The sequence below is a fragment of the Streptomyces sp. NPDC098789 genome (genome assembly GCF_044759975.1).
Classification (GTDB): domain Bacteria; phylum Actinomycetota; class Actinomycetes; order Streptomycetales; family Streptomycetaceae; genus Streptomyces.
Genome location: NZ_JBIWAJ010000043.1, coordinates 1 through 17,933, shown reverse-complemented (window position 1 = coordinate 17,933; position 17,933 = coordinate 1). Strand labels below are relative to the sequence as shown.

18 protein-coding genes are annotated in these 17,933 nt (G+C 71.3%); 11 read left to right on the top strand and 7 right to left on the bottom strand.

Annotated elements, in window-relative coordinates:
- The first annotated feature begins 304 nt into the window (after window positions 1–304).
- Both ACIQWR_RS40785 and ACIQWR_RS40780 read left to right on the top strand, forming a co-directional pair.
- Window positions 305–520, top strand: a complete 216-nt coding sequence (locus ACIQWR_RS40785) for a hypothetical protein (protein WP_404021044.1) — start codon at window positions 305–307, stop codon at window positions 518–520.
- A 121-nt stretch (window positions 521–641) separates the two neighbouring features.
- Window positions 642–1,163: a SixA phosphatase family protein gene (locus ACIQWR_RS40780; protein WP_404021041.1), complete on the top strand. Its 522-nt coding sequence runs from the start codon at window positions 642–644 to the stop codon at window positions 1,161–1,163.
- An 87-nt stretch (window positions 1,164–1,250) separates the two neighbouring features.
- Here the strand turns inward: ACIQWR_RS40780 and serB are convergent, their stop codons facing one another.
- Together serB and ACIQWR_RS40770 are read right to left on the bottom strand one after the other, a co-directional pair.
- The gene (serB, locus tag ACIQWR_RS40775) at window positions 1,251–2,450 is read right to left on the bottom strand and encodes a phosphoserine phosphatase SerB (RefSeq protein WP_399259095.1); all 1,200 of its coding nucleotides are present in this window, start codon (window positions 2,448–2,450) and stop codon (window positions 1,251–1,253) included.
- 69 nt (window positions 2,451–2,519) lie between these two features.
- Window positions 2,520–4,232 carry a streptophobe family protein gene (locus tag ACIQWR_RS40770; RefSeq protein WP_404021038.1) on the bottom strand — a complete coding sequence of 571 codons (1,713 nt, stop codon included), beginning with the start codon at window positions 4,230–4,232 and terminating at the stop codon, window positions 2,520–2,522.
- A gap of 249 nt (window positions 4,233–4,481) precedes the next feature.
- On the opposite strand from ACIQWR_RS40770, the gene ACIQWR_RS40765 reads away from it, so the two are divergent.
- Window positions 4,482–6,971 (top strand): FHA domain-containing protein, encoded by a 2,490-nt coding sequence (locus ACIQWR_RS40765; protein ID WP_404021047.1) that lies wholly within the window; start codon window positions 4,482–4,484, stop codon window positions 6,969–6,971.
- 114 nt (window positions 6,972–7,085) lie between these two features.
- On the opposite strand, the gene ACIQWR_RS40760 is transcribed toward ACIQWR_RS40765, so the two are convergent.
- Window positions 7,086–7,745, bottom strand: a complete 660-nt coding sequence (locus tag ACIQWR_RS40760; RefSeq protein ID WP_404021034.1) for a transglycosylase SLT domain-containing protein — start codon at window positions 7,743–7,745, stop codon at window positions 7,086–7,088.
- 518 nt (window positions 7,746–8,263) lie between these two features.
- Between ACIQWR_RS40760 and ACIQWR_RS40755 the strand changes: the two genes are divergently transcribed.
- The 3 genes from ACIQWR_RS40755 to ACIQWR_RS40745 all read left to right on the top strand — a co-directional run bounded on the left by ACIQWR_RS40755 (window position 8,264) and on the right by ACIQWR_RS40745 (window position 10,516).
- The gene (locus ACIQWR_RS40755) at window positions 8,264–9,463 is read left to right on the top strand and encodes a GAF domain-containing sensor histidine kinase (RefSeq protein WP_404021031.1); all 1,200 of its coding nucleotides are present in this window, start codon (window positions 8,264–8,266) and stop codon (window positions 9,461–9,463) included.
- Window positions 9,456–10,121, top strand: a complete 666-nt coding sequence (locus ACIQWR_RS40750; RefSeq protein WP_404021029.1) for a response regulator — start codon at window positions 9,456–9,458, stop codon at window positions 10,119–10,121. Before ACIQWR_RS40755 ends, ACIQWR_RS40750 begins: the two co-directional genes overlap by 8 nt.
- Before the next feature lie 149 nt (window positions 10,122–10,270).
- Window positions 10,271–10,516: a chaplin gene (locus ACIQWR_RS40745; protein ID WP_354382313.1), complete on the top strand. Its 246-nt coding sequence runs from the start codon at window positions 10,271–10,273 to the stop codon at window positions 10,514–10,516.
- Window positions 10,517–10,593: 77 nt separating this feature from the next.
- Here ACIQWR_RS40745 and ACIQWR_RS40740 read toward each other — a convergent pair whose 3' ends face one another.
- On the bottom strand, window positions 10,594–11,376 hold the full coding sequence (locus tag ACIQWR_RS40740; RefSeq protein WP_404021026.1) for a hypothetical protein: 783 nt from the start codon (window positions 11,374–11,376) through the stop codon (window positions 10,594–10,596).
- A 144-nt stretch (window positions 11,377–11,520) separates the two neighbouring features.
- Between ACIQWR_RS40740 and ACIQWR_RS40735 the strand changes: the two genes are divergently transcribed.
- The 4 genes from ACIQWR_RS40735 to ACIQWR_RS40720 all read left to right on the top strand — a co-directional run bounded on the left by ACIQWR_RS40735 (window position 11,521) and on the right by ACIQWR_RS40720 (window position 14,720).
- Window positions 11,521–12,315, top strand: coding sequence for an ABC transporter ATP-binding protein (locus ACIQWR_RS40735; protein WP_404021023.1), 795 nt, complete (start codon window positions 11,521–11,523; stop codon window positions 12,313–12,315).
- A 54-nt stretch (window positions 12,316–12,369) separates the two neighbouring features.
- The gene (locus tag ACIQWR_RS40730) at window positions 12,370–12,801 is read left to right on the top strand and encodes an NfeD family protein (RefSeq protein WP_404021020.1); all 432 of its coding nucleotides are present in this window, start codon (window positions 12,370–12,372) and stop codon (window positions 12,799–12,801) included.
- A 95-nt stretch (window positions 12,802–12,896) separates the two neighbouring features.
- Entirely contained in the window at window positions 12,897–13,853 is a 957-nt protein-coding gene (locus tag ACIQWR_RS40725; RefSeq protein ID WP_404021017.1) for an SPFH domain-containing protein, read from the top strand.
- A gap of 90 nt (window positions 13,854–13,943) precedes the next feature.
- A complete protein-coding gene (locus ACIQWR_RS40720) occupies window positions 13,944–14,720 on the top strand; it encodes a sulfite exporter TauE/SafE family protein (protein WP_404021015.1) in 777 nt (258 codons plus the stop codon).
- 70 nt (window positions 14,721–14,790) lie between these two features.
- On the opposite strand, the gene ACIQWR_RS40715 is transcribed toward ACIQWR_RS40720, so the two are convergent.
- From ACIQWR_RS40715 to ACIQWR_RS40705, 3 genes are all read right to left on the bottom strand, one after another.
- Window positions 14,791–15,294 (bottom strand): HNH endonuclease, encoded by a 504-nt coding sequence (locus tag ACIQWR_RS40715; protein ID WP_404021012.1) that lies wholly within the window; start codon window positions 15,292–15,294, stop codon window positions 14,791–14,793.
- Between the two features lie 147 nt (window positions 15,295–15,441).
- A complete protein-coding gene (locus tag ACIQWR_RS40710) occupies window positions 15,442–15,975 on the bottom strand; it encodes a YbhB/YbcL family Raf kinase inhibitor-like protein (protein ID WP_404021009.1) in 534 nt (177 codons plus the stop codon).
- A 49-nt stretch (window positions 15,976–16,024) separates the two neighbouring features.
- Window positions 16,025–16,807, bottom strand: coding sequence for a sporulation protein (locus ACIQWR_RS40705; protein ID WP_399259084.1), 783 nt, complete (start codon window positions 16,805–16,807; stop codon window positions 16,025–16,027).
- A gap of 104 nt (window positions 16,808–16,911) precedes the next feature.
- Here ACIQWR_RS40705 and ACIQWR_RS40700 point away from each other — a divergent pair, with 104 nt between their 5' ends.
- Window positions 16,912–17,553, top strand: coding sequence for a DNA-3-methyladenine glycosylase (locus tag ACIQWR_RS40700; RefSeq protein ID WP_404021005.1), 642 nt, complete (start codon window positions 16,912–16,914; stop codon window positions 17,551–17,553).
- The last annotated feature ends 380 nt before the right edge of the window (window positions 17,554–17,933 follow it).

Genomic DNA, 17,933 nt, shown 5'->3' with positions numbered 1-17,933 from the left:
GCCTACTGGACGTAATCGGGCGTTCCGACAACGCCGCGAGGTGCGGTACCAGGCGTCGCGAGCCAGGCGGGACTTTCGAAACACGCCCTAGGGGGTGTCTGACGGATGTCCGCGGCGTCGCGGCGGACATCCGTCAGACACCCCCTGACCCCGGAGGGTGGTGGGGTTATCCCCACCACCCCCTAGGGGGTCAGGGTCAGGGTGAAGTGGGGTGTGCCCCGGATGGGCAGCGCACCGTCGGATCCATAGATTCGAAGGCAGCGAGCCACTCCCGGCCGAACACCCCAGCACCCCGGAGGCGGTCATGTCGGCCCCCCTGCACACCCGTCCCGTCCGTCCCGTCCGACCCCGCACCGGCGGGGTCGCGGACGCACGGCTGCACTGGTGGGTGTTGGCCCTGCCCGCGCTCGCCTTCGGGCTGCTCCTGCTGCTCGCCGGATCCGGCGAGGCCCAGGCCGCGCCGGTCCACACGTCACCGCTCGCCCAGGTCACCCAGCAGATCCTGCGCGTCGTCGGCTGACGGCCCGCTCCCGGCCCGCCACGGCCCGCTCCCGGCCCGCCCGGCCAGGGCGCCCACCCCGCAGGAGTGAAGCGCCCAACACCCTGCGCCCCGTGGCTCATTTCATGCGAAGCTGGGAGCCATGAGCGCCGAATCACCCCGCAGGATCGTCCTCCTCCGGCACGCCAAGGCCGAGTGGTCGGACGGTACCGACCACGACCGTCCGCTGGCCGAGCGCGGCCGCGTCGACGCACCCGCCGTCGGCCTGAAGCTGGCCGAGACCGGCATCGCCTTCGACCTGGCCCTCTGCTCCACCGCGGCCCGGACCCGCGAGACCTGGAAGCTCGCCGTCCACGCACTGCCACACCGGCCGAAGACCCTCTACGAGGACCGGCTGTACGAGGCCTCCCTCGGCGAGCTCATCGCCCTGCTCAACGAGACCCCCGACGAGGTGGCCGACCTCCTCGTCATCGGGCACAACCCCGGCATGCACGCCCTCGCCGACGGCCTCACCGGCCGCTCCGAAGGCGACACCCGCACCCGGATGGCCCGCAGCGGCTTCCCGACCTCCGCCCTGGCCGTGGTCTCCTTCACCGGCCCCTGGAAGTCCCTGGAGCTGGGCGTCGGCACGCTGCTGGACTTCTGGACCCCCAAGGACCACTGACCCGGCCCCCTACGACGGCGACGGGCCCCGGCACACTGCCGGGGCCCGTCGCCGTCGTAGGGGAGCGGAGCGCGCGTACGGACGCGGCTACGCCAGGTCGGCGGCCTCGACCTCTTCCCGGGTGATCCCGAGCAGGTACAGCACGGCGTCGAGGAAGGGCACGTTCACGGCGGTGTGCGCGGCCTCGCGGACCACCGGCTTGGCACAGAAGGCCACGCCCAGCCCGGCCGCGTTCAGCATGTCCAGGTCGTTCGCGCCGTCGCCGATGGCCACGGTCTGGGCCAGCGGCACCCCGGCCTCCGCGGCGAAGCGCCGCAGCAGCCGCGCCTTGCCCGCGCGGTCCACGATCTCGCCCGTCACCCGGCCGGTCAGCTTGCCGTCCTCGACCTCCAGCGTGTTGGCCGCGGCGAAGTCCAGGCCGAGCCGCTCGCGCAGGTCGTCGGTCACCTGGGTGAACCCGCCGGAGACCACGCCCACCTGGTAGCCCAGCCGCTTCAGCGTGCGGATCAGGGTCCGGGCGCCCGGGGTGAGCCGGACCTCCGCGCGGACCTTGTCCACGACCGAGACGTCCAGGCCCGCCAGCAGCGCCACGCGGGCGTGCAGCGACTGCTCGAAGTCCAGCTCACCGCGCATCGCCTGCTCGGTGACGGCGGCGACCTTGTCCTCGCAGCCCGCGTGCGCGGCGAAGAGCTCGATCACCTCGTCCTGGATGAGGGTCGAGTCCACGTCCATGACGACCAGCCGCTGCGCCCGGCGGTGCAGACCGGCCGATACGACGGCCACGTCCACCCCGATGTGCTTGGCGGCCAGGGCCAGCGAGGTGCGCAGGGGCTCCGTCTCGGTGCCGGACACGGCGAATTCGACGGCGGTGACGGGGTACTTGGCGAGGCGGAAGATGCGGTCGATGTTGCCGCCGGTCGCCGTGATCCGGGCGGCGATGGCCGCCGTGGACTCGGAGGTCAGCGGATTGCCGAGCACGGTGACGTGGGAACGACCGCTGCCGCGCGGCCGGTTGTCGCCCGTACCGGAGATGATCTCGGCCTGCAGCTTGAGCGACTCGGCCCAGCTGTGCACGGTGGCGCGCAGCTCGCCCTCACCGCCCACCTCGGGCCGGGTGACGAGGGCGCACAGGACGATGCGGCCACGGGTGACGACCTGCTCGATGTCGACGACGTCGACGGAGTAGGCGGCGAGGGTGTCGAACAGCCCGGCGGTGATCCCGGGACGGTCCTTGCCGAAGATCTTGACGAGGAGGGTGGGGACGTCGGAGGTCTGCGAAGCGCTCATGGTGACCTCACCGTATCTTCCCCGGTCCCGTAGGTGATCCCCCGTCCCGCCCAGCGGACGCCGTGCCGCTCAGCGCGACGGACTCGGCGGCGGCCCCGGCGGCGGCGGAGGCGTGAACGGCCGCCGCACCGGCCGCCCCCGCACGGGCGGCGCAGCGATCGTCTCGTCCGCAGCGTGCCCCGTTCCTTGACCCGCTCCCTGGCCGGGTCCTTGGCCCGGCCCCCGGTCCGGGGGGTCCCGGTACGGGTTGGGTCGGTCCGGCACCGGACCACCGGCCGCGGGCGGCCGGTAGGGCCCGTAGCCGCGGTAGCCGTCGTACGCCTCGGCCGGCCCGAACCCAGCCCCGCTGCCGACTCCAGCATCCCGACCGACCCGGCCAGATTCAGCCCCGCCGGCGATTGAGGCGCCGCCGGAGGCCCCACGGCCGGCACCGGCCCCACTGCCCGCACCGGCCCCACTGCCGCAACCGGCCCCCGGCACGGCACCGGCCCCCGGCGGCCCCGGCACGGACCCCACCCCCGCGGCCCCGACCAGCACCGCCCCCACCCCGCCCGCCACAACCCCCCACACCCCACCCAGCACCACGGCGAGCGGCACGTCCCCCCGCAGCTCCACCCCGGCCCCCACCGCGTCCACCCCCAGCACCGCCAACGAAGCGTTCGCCGACAACCCCGTCAGCCACACCAGCACCCCCAGCGCCACCCCGGCCACCGCCCCCAGCCGCACCGCGCACCCCACCACCCCGCGCCCGGGAGTCCGTACGGCCGCCAGCGTCCCCGCGTACAGCAGCAGCAGCGCCACGCCCACCACCAGCAGCCACACCCGCTGGTCGTACTCCGCCAGCCGCCCCACCGTCACCGCCCGGGACCCCGTCCCCGAACCCGCCCCCGGGACCCCGAACAACCGGTCCACCGGATCCGGCAGCAGCCGCGCCGCGTCCCCGGTGACCCGCCCGTCGAAGGGCACGAAGAGCCCCAGCAGCACCCCGACCCAGGCCCCGTTCGGCGCCCCCAGCAGCGCCGCCCCCAGCACCCGCCCCGGATGCGCGTCCCCGGCCGCCGCCCACACCGCGGCGCCCAGCCCGGCCACCACCGCCACCAGCACCATCGCCAGCACCGCCGACACCGCGGGCCGCAGCCGGGCGAGGGCCGCCGGCCCGCGCCGCGAAGCCAGCAGCGCCACCGCGAGCACCCCGCACACCCACACCGCCGCGCCCAGCAGGGTCGGCCCGGTCTCCACCGCGAAGCCCACCCGGGCCCGGGCCCCGATCAGGTCCCCGACCCGGTCGGGCAGCAGCCCGCCGACGTCCCCGATCCCCGGGATCACCACCTTGGCCGGTGTCCGCGGCAGCAACGCCCCGTCCAGGGTGACGACATCGTGGCCGAACCAACCGAGCGCACCCGCCGTCGCGACCAGGAGGGCCGCCACCAGGGCGGCCCGCGCGCCGAGTTCGGCGGGGCCCGCGCCCACCCGCAGCGAGCGCAGGAAGAAGAAGCCGAGCACCAGCGCCCCGGCCAGCGCCACCCCCAACGGCATGACGTCCAGACCGGTCCGCGCCCCCGCCCCGGCCACGCCGAAGACCGACACGTCCCCGGTCGGGGTGACCGTACCGCCCATCGCCAGCACCACCACGGCGGCCGTCATCGCCCCGAGCGAGCCGCCCGCCGCGTCCGCGCCGAGCAGGTGCAACCCGAGCGCGGCGACCCCGGCCATCACGATCAGGGACCAACCGACGGCGGCCACGGCGGACAGGACCGCCTCGCCCCAGCGCATCCGGTGCATGGGCGGACCCCCGATTCCCGTCCCCTATGTGGGCTCTTACCACTCTCGGGCGGATTTCCGACCCCGTCAACGGGCCTCCGTAGGGCTGCGCGACGGCCGTGTAGACGGATTCGGCGCAGCCCGGATTCCCCTTGTGGCCCCGGGCCTGAAATAGTTCCCCCGGATGTTCGCCATCCCTAGACTCCCTGACGTCAGGGGGATCCTCGGGGGACAAAAAGTGGGGCTGGAGTGCCGGAACACGTACTGGAATTGAATGGCAGGACCTGGACGCTCGATCCGTCCAGGTCGTACTCCCTGGGGCGCGACCCCCAGGGTGACGTGGCGATCGATGACGCCAGGGTGTCGTGGCGCCATGCCACCATCAGCTGGAACGGGCGGGGTTGGGGGATCGAGGACCACGGCAGCACCAACGGCACCTACGTGCACGGTGCCCGGGTCCAGCAGACCGAGCTGGTGCCCGGAACGCCGGTGCACCTCGGCAACGCGCAGGACGGGCCGCGGCTGAATCTGACCGTCGCCGCGGTGGCGGCCGCCCCGCAGTCGGCCGCCGCCCACCAGGCGCCGGCCCCGCAGCAGGCGTGGCAGCAGGCCGCCCCGCAGCAGCAGGCGGCTCCGCAGTACCAGCAGCCGCAGCAGCAGGCGGCCCCGCAGTACCAGCCGCCGCAGCAGCCGCACGTCCCGCAGCAGCAGGGCGCCCCGCAGCAGCAGCCCGGCGGCCAGGGCTACAGCGACCGCAGCCCGACCACGTTCCACCACCTGGAACTGGGTCACGTCATGCGCATCGGCCGCGCGCTGGAGAACGAGCTGGTCGTCTCCGACCTCCAGGTCTCCCGGCTGCACGCGGAGTTCCGCTCGATGCCGGGCGGCCGCTTCGAGATCCACGACCTCGGCAGCCACAACGGCACCTACGTCAACGGCCAGCCGCTGGCGAAGTCCGGCACGGCGCTGCTCGGTCCCAACGACATCGTCGGCGTCGGCCACTCCACCTTCCGGATCGTCGGCGACCGCCTCGAAGAGTTCGTCGACACCGGTGACGTCTCCTTCTCGGCCCGCCACCTCACGGTCACGGTCGAAGGCGGCAAGCAGATCCTCAAGGACGTCACCTTCGGCGTCCCGGAGAAGTCGCTGATCGGTGTCATCGGCCCCTCCGGCTCCGGCAAGTCCACCCTGCTCAAGGCGCTCACCGGCTACCGGCCCGCCGACCAGGGCGACGTGCTCTACGACAACCGCAACCTGTACAAGCAGTTCGCGGAGCTCCGCCAGCGCATCGGCCTGGTCCCGCAGGACGACATCCTGCACAAGGAGCTGAAGGTCAGCACGGCCCTCAAGTACGCGGCCAAGCTCCGCTTCCCCGGCGACACCGCCGAGTCCGAGCGCGCCGCCCGCATCAACGAGGTGCTGCGCGAGCTCAAGCTCGACATCCACAAGGACAAGAAGATCACTTCGCTGTCCGGTGGTCAGCGCAAGCGCGTGTCCGTGGCCCTGGAGCTGCTGACCAAGCCGTCCCTGATCTTCTTGGACGAGCCCACCTCCGGCCTCGACCCGGGCATGGACCGCGACGTCATGCAGCTGCTGCGCGGCCTCGCCGACGACGGCCGCACCGTCCTCGTCGTCACCCACTCGGTCGCCGAGCTGGCCATCTGCGACAAGCTGCTGGTCATGGCACCGGGCGGTTCGGTCGCGTACTTCGGCCCGCCGGACGAGGCGCTGAACTTCTTCGGCTACACCACCTGGGCCGACGTGTTCTCCGCCTTCGAGAACTACCGCGACTACGACTGGGCCGGCCGCTGGAAGGGCTCGCAGCACTTCCAGCTCTACGCCGCCGACATCGACGCCGTCGCCCCGCAGTCGGTCGCGATGCCGCCCGCGCAGCAGATGCGCCCGCCCAAGCCGCAGGGCTACGGCTCGCAGCTGTGGACGCTGATCCGCCGCTACACCTCGGTCATCGCCTCGGACAAGGGCTTCATCGGCCTGATGCTGATCCTGCCCGCGGTCCTGGGCGTGGTCTCCACGGTCATCCCGGCCACCTTCGGCCTGGCGCCCCCGACCCCGCCGTCGAACTTCAACGGCGACGCGGGCACGATCATGCTGATCCTCTGCGTCGGCATGTGCTTCTCGGGCGCCGCGAACTCGGTCCGTGAGCTGATCAAGGAACGGGTGATCTACGAGCGCGAGCGCGCCACCGGCCTGTCCCGGTCGGCGTACCTGATGTCGAAGGTGATCGTCCTCGGCGTCATCACGGCCATCCAGGGCGTCGTCATCTGCGCGATCGGCTTCATCCCGCGCGACCTGCCCACCGAGGGCCTGCTCATGCCGCCGGCCGTCGAGCTGTGCCTGTCCGTCACGGCGCTGGGCTTCACCTCGATGATGTTCGGCCTGGTGATCTCCTCGCTGGTGAAGACCGCCGAGAAGACCATGCCGCTGCTGGTCATGTTCGCGATCGTCCAGGTCGTGTTCACCGGCATCCTCTTCAAGGTCTACGACTCCGTGGGCCTGGAGCAGGTCGCCTGGCTGATGCCCTCCCGCTGGGCCATCGCCGCCGCGGGCACCACGCTGAACCTCGGCAAGCTCATGCCGCCGTGGGACCGCGACAACCCCACCAACACCGACCCGCTGTGGGAGCACTCGATCGGCCAGTGGGGCCTGAACATCACCATCCTGCTGCTCATCGGCATCGCCTGCGGCTTCGCGGTGGCGCGCCTGCTGCGCCGCCACGAGCCCGAGGTCATGCGCAAGTAACCTCCCGCGCGCGAACGGACCCGCACGCACGAACGCCACAGGGCGGCACCCGGAACTCCGGGGGCCGCCCTGTGGCGCATGGGGCTTGGGGTGACGTCAATGGCCGAGCAGGGCTCAGTAGGCGCTGTTGACGTTGTCGATCGAGCCGTAACGGTCGGCGGCGTAGTTGGCCGCGGCGACGATGTTGGCGACCGGGTGGTACTGGTCGAGCGGGGTCCCGGCCACGTGGTACGCCAGGAAGGTCGGGCGGATGACCTGGAGCAGACCCATCGAGGGGATGCCGTTCTTGGCGTTGATGTCCCAGTTGTTGATCGCGCGCGGGTTGCCGCTGGACTCGCGCATGATGTTCTTGTAGAGCCCGTTGTACGAGCCCGGAATCTTGTTCGCCTTCATGATCGCGAGCGACTCCTTGATCCATCCGTCAAGGTTGTTCGCGTACATGGGCTTGCGCGCTGCGGAGCGGCTCGCGGCTTCCTTGTCCGCGCGCTCCTTCTTCGCGTCGGCGTCGGCCTTGGCCTTCGCCGCGTCCTTGGCCTGCTTGTCCGCGACGACCTGCTGCGCGGTGAGGTGCTGCTGCAGGGTCTTCGCCTGCGCGCCGTCCACGGCCTGCGTCCACGCCACGGGGGCGGCGACGACCGTCTCGGTGGCCTCGCTCGTTCCGGCCGGAACGAGGGAGAACGCGAGGGCCGCGGCGCCGAGGGTGGCGACACCGGCGATGGACAGCTTGTGGCCCTTGGTCAGACGACTGTGGCCGGGGGTGCTGGTCTCGGACATGCGTGAGCAACCTCTTCGAATAGCGGGGGCCGCAGGAAAGCGCCACGGCGGTGTTGATCCGCGGCGCTGTGCGACGAGAGCCATTCTTAGCGGCGGCAAAATGCTGTGGCAAAGGTGTGACATACGAAGCGCGATAGTGGATCAGGGCCCCCCGGTACGACCCTCCGTCCGACCTCAGGGCCGCTCCCACCAGCCCTGACAGGACCTTTATCCGTCCACTAGGCAGCTTCGTAAGTGATCTGCGTCCTATGCGCGGGCTCACATCGGGCAGGTATCAGTCTCACCATGCGTTGCGTCAGCAATGCATAGCGTGAGCCTTCTCCTCCTTGAGTCGGACACCGGGGACCCGCTGCCTCCTGCGAAAGGCAGACCAGCCCCCTGCCGGCGCCCTCCTGAGGACGTACGGCGCCCCGCCCCCCGGTCGGACCGGCACCCGCCCGCGGACCTACGCCCCGGGGCGACCGGCCCTACTTCTCGGGCCCGATTCCGCAGGTCACGGCCGCGAGTACGGTGACCCCATGCGCAACGGACCCGACGGAACCCGCACCGGGCTGGCCGCGGTGAGCACCGCACTGCTCGCCATGAGCCGGCACCTGGAGGTCCGCGACGTACTCAAGACGATCGTCGTCTCGGCCCGCGAACTCCTCGACGCCGAGTACGCCGCGCTCGGCGTCCCGGACGACCACGGCGGCTTCGCCCAGTTCGTCGTGGACGGCATCAGCGAGGAGCAGTGGCGCCGCATCGGCCCGCTGCCCCGCCAGCACGGCATCCTCGCGGCGATGCTCCACCAGGACACCCCCGAGCGGCTGGCCGACGTGCGCCGGGACCCGCGCTTCGGCGGCTGGCCCGCCGCCCACCCCGACATGTCCGACTTCCTCGGCCTGCCGATCCGCGACGGAGAGGAGACCCTCGGCGCCCTCTTCCTCGCCAACAAGCGCGGCGGTCGCCCCGACGGCGGCCCCCACGGGCGCCCCGCGGAAGAAGGGGAAGAAGGAGCCGGGGGCGGCTTCACGGAAGAGGACGAGTCCCTCCTCGGCATCCTCGCCCAGCACGCGGCCATCGCCCTGACCAACGCCCGCCTCTACGAACGCAGCCGCGAGCTGACCATCGCCGAGGAACGCTCCCGGCTCGCCCACGAGCTGCACGACGCCGTCAGCCAGAAGCTCTTCTCGCTGCGCCTGACCGCCCAGGCCGCCACCGCCCTGGTGGACCGCGACCCCGCCCGGGCCAAGGAGGAGCTGCACCAGGTCGCCGCCCTCGCCGCGGAGGCCGCCGACGAGCTGCGGGCCGCCGTCGTGGAGCTGCGCCCCACCGCCCTCGACGAGGACGGCCTCGTCGCGACCCTGCGCAACCAGGTCAAGGTCCTGGACCGCGCCCACGGCGCCCACGTCACCTTCCTCTGCGACGGCGTGCGCGCCCTGCCCGCCTCCCAGGAGGAGGCGCTCCTACGGGTCTCCCAAGAGGCCCTCCACAACGCCCTGCGCCACTCCGGCGCCGACCGGGTCGCCGTCACCCTGACCCGCACCCCCGGCGGCGGCGCGCTGCTGAAGGTCATCGACTCCGGTACCGGCTTCGACCCCCAGGCCGTCCGCAAGGCCGGCCGCCACCTCGGCCTGGTCTCCATGCGGGACCGGGCGAGCGGCGCCGGCGGCCGCCTCACCGTCCAATCGGCGCCCGGTGCGGGCACCACGATCGAAATGGAGGTCCCCGGTGGCTGACACGCCGGCCCGTACGGCTCGTACGGCCCCTATCAAGGTGCTGCTCGTCGACGACCACCAGGTGGTCCGGCGCGGCCTGCGCACGTTCCTGGAGGTACAGGACGACATCGAGGTGGTCGGGGAGGCCGCCGACGGCGCGGAGGGAGCCGCCCGGGCCGAGGAGCTGCGGCCCGACGTGATCCTCATGGACATCAAGATGCCCGGCACCGACGGCCTCGACGCCCTGCGCCGGCTGCGCGAGCTGGCGAACCCCGCCCGGGTCCTGATCGTCACCAGCTTCACCGAGCAGCGCACCGTGGTCCCCGCCCTGCGCGCGGGCGCCGCCGGATACGTCTACAAGGACATCGACCCCGACGCGCTGGCCGGAGCGATCCGCTCCGTCCACGCGGGGCACGTGCTGCTCCAGCCGGAGGTCGCCGAGGCGCTGCTCTCGCAGGAGCAGGGCCCGACCCCGGGCCGCGGCGGCTCCCTGACCGACCGGGAGCGCGAGGTGCTCGGCCACATCGCGGACGGCCGCTCGAACCGGGAGATCGCGCGGGCCCTCGTCCTCTCCGAGAAGACGGTCAAGACGCACGTCTCGAACATCCTGATGAAGCTGGACCTCGCCGACCGCACGCAGGCGGCGCTGTGGGCGGTCAGGCACGGGATCGCCGACTGACCGGCCGGATCCGACCGTCCCGTTCCCGGACTGAGATTCATACGGTCGGGTGTATGTAGCCCACATGGCGCATCCCGATCGCTCACGGGGCCGTTCTCCAGGGCGTGCCGCGGCGGCTCGCCGCGGCAGACGTACTGGAGGACGAGAACGTGAAGAACATCAAGAAGGCCGCAGCCGTCACCATGATCGCGGGTGGCCTCGTCGCCGTCGGCGCCGGTGTCTCCTCGGCGCACGGCGGTGCGTCCGCGGAGGGCGAGGCCCTGAACTCGCCCGGCGTGGCCTCCGGGAACCTGCTCCAGGTCCCCGTCCACGTCCCCGTGAACGCGGTCGGCAACACGGTCAACGTGATCGGCCTGCTGAACGGCGCCTTCGGCAACACCGGCGTCAACAACTAACGCCCCCGCGTACCGCGGCCCCCCTTCCCCCTCTCTCCCCGGGAAGCGGGGGCCCCGGCACGTCCGGACCGCGGGGGTTACCCGCGCTCCCGCTCCTCCACGTACGCGTTGTACGCCGCCACCTGGGCCCGCCGGGCCACCCGCTCCACCGGCCGCAGGGCCTCCGCGCGCGCGGCCATCTCGGAGGCGGCCACCGCCCCGCCGTGCCCCCGCTCGTACGCCAGGGACACCAGCAGGGCGATCCGCTGGGCCAGCGACAGCACCCGCACCGCCCGCGGCGGATAGCCCGGGGCCAGCACCTCCCGGCCCGCTTCCGCCCGCGCCCGGTATGCCGACATCGCGGCCTCGGCCACCGGCCCCGAGGCCGCCACGTCCAGCCGGGTCAGTACGACCGTCGCCTCCCGCAGCGCCTCCGCCAGCTCCCGCTCCGCCTCGCCCAGCGAGGGCACGTCCGCGGGCGGGGCCTCCCGTACCGGCAGGCAGTGCCACACCACCTCGACGTGCACGTCGCCCGCGGGCCCGGCCTCCGTCACCTCCGGTACGAGCCCCAGCGCCGCCCCGACGGCGACCACGGCCTCCTCGGCCTCCAGCGCCCGCGCGTTGAACTCCGGCGGGCCGCTCAGGCCCAGCGGATGCCCCGGCGCGGGCAGCGCCACGCGCAGGCCGGTGACCCCCATGGCCCGCAGCCGCCCCAGCGCGAGCGTCAGCCCGACCGGCCCGCCCTCGCCCGGCAGCCCCGCCACCCGGTGCACGGCATCCGCCCCGACGATCGACAAGACGGCGTCGTCGGGCGAGACGAGGCCGGCCAACAACGAGTTCCCCCAGGCGGCCAGCCGCCCTGAACGTGGTTCCACAAGCATCCCCCCACCTTAGTAACCCGCCCCCGGAACCCGCCCCGCTCGGGCTGGCGACCGCGGCCCGCTCCGAGTGGCGTAGGTTTTCCCCTGGGGCTGCGCCTACAGGCGCACAAGAGAACCGACACTGCAAGGGGAGACAACACGCTCATGAGCGACGTTCTGGAACTGGTGGACGTATCCGTGGTCCGCGAGGGCCGCGCTCTGGTGGACCAGGTCTCCTGGTCGGTCAAGGAGGGGGAGCGCTGGGCGATCCTCGGCCCCAACGGCGCCGGGAAGACGACCCTGCTCAATGTCGCCTCCAGCTACCTCTTCCCGAGCAGCGGCAGCGCCACCATCCTCGGCAGCACCCTCGGCAAGGTCAACGTCTTCGACCTGCGCCCGCGGATCGGCATCGCCGGCATCGCGATGGCCGACAAGCTCCCCAAGCGCCAGACCGTCCTGGAGACCGTGCTCACCGCCGCCTACGGCATGACCGCGACCTGGCAGGAGGAGTACGAGGACATCGACGAGCAGCGCGCCCGCGCCTTCCTCGACCGCCTCGGGATGACGGACTACCTCGACCGGAAGTTCGGCACCCTCTCCGAGGGCGAGCGCAAGCGCACCCTGATCGCCCGCGCCCTGATGACCGACCCCGAGCTGCTGCTCCTCGACGAGCCCGCCGCCGGCCTGGACCTCGGTGGCCGCGAGGACCTCGTACGCCGCCTCGGCCGCCTCGCGCGCGACCCGCTGGCCCCCTCCATGATCATGGTCACGCACCACGTCGAGGAGATCGCCCCCGGCTTCACGCACGTCCTCATGATCCGTCAGGGCAAGGTCGTCGCCGCCGGCCCCATCGACCTCGAACTGACCTCCCGCAACCTCTCCCTCTGCTTCGGTCTGCCGCTGCTCGTCGAGCGCAACGAGAACGACCGCTGGACCGCCCAGGGCCTGCCGCTCCGCTGAGTCCGCCCCCGCGCACCCTGTCCGGACCGCGCCCCCCGGACCTACCATGACCATGTGACCAACATCGACGCATGGGTGTGGTGGCTCGTCGGCGCGGTCGGGCTGGGGATCCCCCTGGTCGTCACCGCGATGCCGGAGTTCGGCATGTTCGCGGTCGGCGCGATCGCCGCGGCGATCACGGCCGCACTCGGCGGGGGAGTGGCCGTACAGCTCCTGGTCTTCGTCATCGTCTCGGTGGCGCTGATCGCCGTGGTCCGCCCGATCGCCAACAGGCACCGCGACCAACGACCCCAACACCGCAGCGGCATCGATGCGTTGAGGGGCCGGAGCGCCGTCGTCACGGAACGGGTCGACGGCAGCGGCGGCCGGATCAAGCTCGCCGGGGAGATCTGGTCCGCCCGCACCCTGGACGCGGACAGCAGTTTCGAACCCGGCCAGCAGGTCGACGTCGTGGAGATCGACGGGGCGACCGCCGTCGTCATGTGACGTCATGTGACCAAGCACCCGACTCGTGGGCCCCCGGTCTGCGAGACTCCGCTCAACGGGGCAGCACAGACAGCCGGAAGGGCACGGGGAACCGCATGCAACCGATCATCATCGTCCTGATCATTCTGGTGATCCTCGTCTTCATCGCACTGGTCAAGACCATCCAGGTGATCCCGCAAGCCAGCGCGGCCATCGTCGAACGGTTCGGGCGCTACACCCGCACCCTCAACGCGGGCCTGAACATCGTCGTCCCGTTCATCGACTCGATCCGCAACAGGATCGACCTCCGCGAACAGGTCGTCCCCTTCCCGCCGCAGCCGGTGATCACCCAGGACAACCTGGTCGTCAACATCGACACGGTCATCTACTACCAGGTGACCGACGCCCGCGCCGCGACGTACGAGGTGGCCAGCTACATCCAGGCCATCGAGCAGCTCACCGTCACCACCCTGCGCAACATCATCGGCGGCATGGACCTGGAGCGGACCCTCACCTCCCGCGAGGAGATCAACGCGGCCCTGCGCGGCGTGCTCGACGAGGCCACCGGCAAGTGGGGCATCCGCGTCAACCGCGTCGAGCTGAAGGCGATCGAGCCGCCGACCTCCATCCAGGACTCGATGGAGAAGCAGATGCGCGCCGACCGCGACAAGCGCGCCGCGATCCTCCAGGCCGAAGGTGTCCGCCAGTCCGAGATCCTGCGCGCCGAGGGCGAGAAGCAGTCCTCGATCCTGCGCGCCGAAGGTGACGCCAAGGCCGCCGCACTCCGCGCCGAGGGCGAGGCCCAGGCGATCCGTACGGTCTTCGAGTCCATCCACGCCGGTGACCCGGACCAGAAGCTCCTGGCCTACCAGTACCTCCAGATGCTCCCGAAGATCGCCGAGGGCGACGCCAACAAGCTCTGGATCGTCCCCAGCGAGCTCGGCGACGCCCTCAAGGGGCTCAGCGGAGCCATCGGCAACTTCGGCCCCATGGGCGGCGGTTCCAACGGCCTGCACCGCAAGGACGAGCAGCCGCCCGCCCAGGACCGCCGCGAACAGCCCCCGATCGACTAGGGGGGTGTCTGGGACTCACCCTCCCTCGTGCATGATCGGTCCGGCCCCTCGACCTTCACGGCGGGGAGGCGACCCACTCATGCAAGGGGGATGGCGTTGTCCATCTGGGAAGCACTCGCGGTCTTCGCGGCCGGCATCGGCGCCGGCACGATCAACACCATCGTCGGTTCGGGCACCCTGATCACCTTCCCGGTGCTCCTGGCCACCGGCCTGCCACCGGTCACCGCCAACGTCTCCAACACGCTCGGCCTGGTGCCCGGTTCGATCAGCGGAGCCATCGGCTACCGCAAGGAGCTCAAGGGACAGGGCGCTCGGATCCTGCGCCTCGGCGCCGTGTCCCTCGTCGGCGGGCTCGCGGGGGCCGTCCTGCTGCTGAACCTGCCGTCCGACTCCTTCGACACGATCGTGCCCGTCCTGATCGGACTGGCCCTCGTGCTGGTCGTCCTCCAGCCGCGGATCGCCGCGTCCGTGCGCCGACGCCAGGAAGCCGCCGGTGGCGAGGGAACGCACCCCGACGGCGGTCCGGTCCTGTTGACCGGAATGCTGCTCTCCAGCGCCTACGGCGGCTACTTCGGGGCCGCCCAGGGCGTGCTCTACCTCGGCCTGATGGGCTCGCTGCTCCGCGAGGACATGCAGCGGGTCAATGCCGTCAAGAACATCGTCGCGGCGTTGGTCAACGGCATCGCGGCGGTGTTCTTCCTCTTCGTCGCCGAATTCGACTGGACGGCCGTCCTGCTCATCGCGGTCGGCTCCACGCTCGGCGGACAGATCGGCGCCAAGGTCGGCCGCAAGCTCCCGCCGACCGCCCTGCGGGCCCTCATCGTCGTGGTCGGGCTCGTGGCCATCGTCCAGCTACTGCTCCGCTGAGCGGCGTAGGAAATCTACGCATCGAGACGTAGATCCTGCGTACGCCCAGCGGGCAGCGGACGTCATCCGGCTACGCGATCCGCTCCAGCCACTCGGGCAGCTCCTCCCGGATGCCCGCCCCCATGGCCAGCAGCATCGCGTCCGCCGGAGAGGGCACGAAGGGCCTGCGGAGCAACGGCATCCCCGCCTCCTCCGGAGTCCGGGCCGCTTTGCGGTGGTTGTCCATGGCGCAGGAAGCCACCGTGTTCAACCAGGTGTCGCCACCACCCTGAGCCCTCGGCACCACGTGGTCCACGGTGGTCGCACGCTTCCCGCAGTAAGCGCACCGGTGCTGGTCACGCGCCAGCACACCCCGCCGTGACCAGGGAGCATGTCTTCGGAAGGGCACCCTGACGTACCTGCACAGCCGGATCACCCGGGGCATCGGGAGGTCCATCGTGGCTCCACGCACACGGAGTTCGGGATGCGACTGTTCGACGACGGCCTTGTCCTGAAGGACCAGGACCACCGCCCGGTTCAGCGTCACCGTCGACAGCGGCTCGAAGCTCGCATTCAGCACCAGCGTGTCCCGCATCTCGCCCACCTCCCGTGTGCAGGCCCGCGACCACCCTGGCAACGGGGCCCGGGACCACTCTGGCCGCGCCCGCCACCGGGGACAACGCAATAAAAATGCCCGGTCCTGGCCGTCTTTAGACCAGGACCGGGCAAACGCTCGGAGAACTCAGCCCGCCGGGGCCTCGAACTCACCGACCAGCTGGGCGCGCCCCAGCGTGTGGAAGCGCAGGTTGAACCCGACCACGGCGGGCGAGACGTCCGCGTCCGGACCCAGCTTCTCGGTGTCCACCGCGTAGACGGTGAACACGTACCGGTGCCGCTCCCCGGCCGGCGGCGCCGCCCCGCCGAAATCACGGGTGCCGTAGTCGTTGCGCACGTGCACGGCCCCGGCCGGCAGCCCCGGGAAGGAACCGCTGCCCGCCCCGACCGGCAGCTCGGTGACCGACGCGGGCAGATCGAAGAGCACCCAGTGCCAGAAACCGCTGCCCGTCGGAGCGTCCGGGTCGAAGCAGGTCACCGCGAAGCTCTTCGTCCCCTCCGGGAACCCCTCCCACCGCAGCCGCGGCGAGAGGTTCCCGCCCGCCAGCACCTGCGCGTCGCCCAGGTCCGCTCCCGGCGCGAGATCGGAGCTCTCGACGGTGAAGGCGTGCACCTCGGGGTGGAAGGCGTGCGGAAGGGGCGCTCTGCTCTGGTCGGACACTGCTCAACCTCCGTTGACGGAACCCGTACGTCGTCGTACGGAAAGGAGCCTAGAACCAGTTGCGCTGCGAACCGACGGAGGCGATCCACTGGTTGAGGTAACCCGCCCAGTCCGTCCCCTGGTAGGACTGCAGCCCGACCTGGAAGCAGCGGTAGGTGTCACTGCCCTCGGAGAACAGACCCGGCTTCTTGTCCATCTCCAGCACGACGTCCATCTCGTGGCCGTCGGCGACGAAGGTCAGCTCGACCTGGTTCAGCCCCCGGTACTGCGACGGCGGCAGGAACTCGATCTCCTGGTAGAACGGCAGCGTCTGCCGGGTCCCGCGGATGTGCCCGCGCTCCATGTCCGCGCTGCGGAAACGGAAGCCGAGCTGCCCGAAGGCGTCCAGCAGCGCCTGCTGCGCCGGCAGCGGGTGCACGTTGATCGGGTCCAGGTCACCCGCGTCGACCGCCCGCGCGATCTCCAGCTCGGTGCTCACCCCGATGTTCATCCCGTGCAGGTGCTGGCCCCCGAAGTGGGTCACCGGGGTCTCCCACGGGACCTCCAGGCTGAACGGCACCACGTGCAGCGCGCCCGCCTGCACCTGGAAGGCACCCCCGAGCCGCTGCTTGGTGAAGACGATGTCCTGCTTCAGCTCCTGGTCGCCGCTCTCCACCTCGACCCGTGCCTGGAGGCCGATGTTCAGCCCCTCGATCTGCTGCTCCACGGACCCGCCCTGGATGCGGACCTCGCCCTGGACGATCCCACCGGGCACCACGTTCGGCTCGGTGATGATCGTGTCCACCGAAGCACCACCGGCACCCAGGCTTGCGAGCAGCTTCCTGAACCCCATGTTCCTGACTCCCCTTGAAGACGTGCACTGCACGGACGTACCCCTACAAACGCGAAACCCTAAGGCCCGGTTGCCGCGGCAGGCGTTCCACTACGCTCGACCGGATGAGCGCGCGCCCCGACCGTACGCCCCTGACCCGGGCATTCTTCGACCGCCCGGCCCTCACCGTGGCCCCGGACCTCCTGGGCCGCACCCTGCTCCGCCGAGCCCCCGAGGGGCCGATGGAACTGCGCATCACAGAGGTGGAGGCGTACGAGGGGGAGGACGACCCGGGCTCCCACGCCTACCGCGGCCGCACCGCGCGCAACGCCTCGATGTTCGGTCCGCCCGGACACGCGTACGTCTACTTCATCTACGGCATGTGGTTCAGCCTCAACCTGGTGTGCGGGCCGGCGGACCGCGCGAGCGGTGTGCTGCTCCGGGCCGGAGAGGTCACCGTGGGCACCGAGCTGGCCCGCAAACGTCGACTCTCGGCCAAAGCCGACAAGGAACTGGCCAAAGGCCCGGCCCGGCTCGCGACCGCCCTGGCCGTCGACCGCTCCCTGGACGGCGTCGACCTCTGCGCGGGCGCCGCCGCCCCGCTGTCCGTCCTCGCGGGCACCCCCGCGGATTCCGACCTGGTCAGTACGGGCCCCCGCACCGGAGTGGGCGGCGCGGGCGCGGAGCATCCGTACCGGTTCTGGATCACCCGGGACCCCACGGTGAGCCCGTACCGAGCCCATGCGCCACGCCGCCGCTCAACTTGACTCACTCCTGGCCGACGCCTAACGTAGCCCGAGCCGCTTGAAACGGAGCACTGCTTCTGCAGCCCTCCGGAGGCGGCCAACCCACTACTACGATCACCCTGACGGGGATGAATTCGGCATGCCCGAATTCAAACCGGCGGCTCGATTATGAGCCACCAGGGAAAACCGCTAACGTAGTGGACACGCCGAAAGGCAAGACCCCCAACGGTCACCGAATTCGAATTCAACTCCGGTAAACGGAGCGGGAAAAGAATCTGGTAGAGTTGGAATCGCCGGAAAGGGAAGCGCGAAAGCGAAGAACTGGAAAGCGAAACCCGCTTCGACCGGGAATCGGACACGAAAGAGTCTGATAGAGTCGGAAACGAAGAACGAAGCCCGGA

Coding starts and splice junctions, on each gene's coding strand:
- ACIQWR_RS40770 (WP_404021038.1), bottom strand. CDS start 4,232: ATGCACCGGATGCGCTGGGGCGAGGCGGTCCTGTCCGCCGTGGCCGCC.
- ACIQWR_RS40725 (WP_404021017.1), top strand. CDS start 12,897: ATGCAACCGATCATCATCGTCCTGATCATTCTGGTGATCCTCGTCTTC.
- ACIQWR_RS40780 (WP_404021041.1), top strand. CDS start 642: ATGAGCGCCGAATCACCCCGCAGGATCGTCCTCCTCCGGCACGCCAAG.
- ACIQWR_RS40755 (WP_404021031.1), top strand. CDS start 8,264: ATGCGCAACGGACCCGACGGAACCCGCACCGGGCTGGCCGCGGTGAGC.
- ACIQWR_RS40700 (WP_404021005.1), top strand. CDS start 16,912: ATGAGCGCGCGCCCCGACCGTACGCCCCTGACCCGGGCATTCTTCGAC.
- ACIQWR_RS40735 (WP_404021023.1), top strand. CDS start 11,521: ATGAGCGACGTTCTGGAACTGGTGGACGTATCCGTGGTCCGCGAGGGC.
- ACIQWR_RS40740 (WP_404021026.1), bottom strand. CDS start 11,376: ATGCTTGTGGAACCACGTTCAGGGCGGCTGGCCGCCTGGGGGAACTCG.
- ACIQWR_RS40785 (WP_404021044.1), top strand. CDS start 305: ATGTCGGCCCCCCTGCACACCCGTCCCGTCCGTCCCGTCCGACCCCGC.
- ACIQWR_RS40715 (WP_404021012.1), bottom strand. CDS start 15,294: ATGCGGGACACGCTGGTGCTGAATGCGAGCTTCGAGCCGCTGTCGACG.
- ACIQWR_RS40760 (WP_404021034.1), bottom strand. CDS start 7,745: ATGTCCGAGACCAGCACCCCCGGCCACAGTCGTCTGACCAAGGGCCAC.
- serB (WP_399259095.1), bottom strand. CDS start 2,450: ATGAGCGCTTCGCAGACCTCCGACGTCCCCACCCTCCTCGTCAAGATC.
- ACIQWR_RS40705 (WP_399259084.1), bottom strand. CDS start 16,807: ATGGGGTTCAGGAAGCTGCTCGCAAGCCTGGGTGCCGGTGGTGCTTCG.
- ACIQWR_RS40720 (WP_404021015.1), top strand. CDS start 13,944: ATGGCGTTGTCCATCTGGGAAGCACTCGCGGTCTTCGCGGCCGGCATC.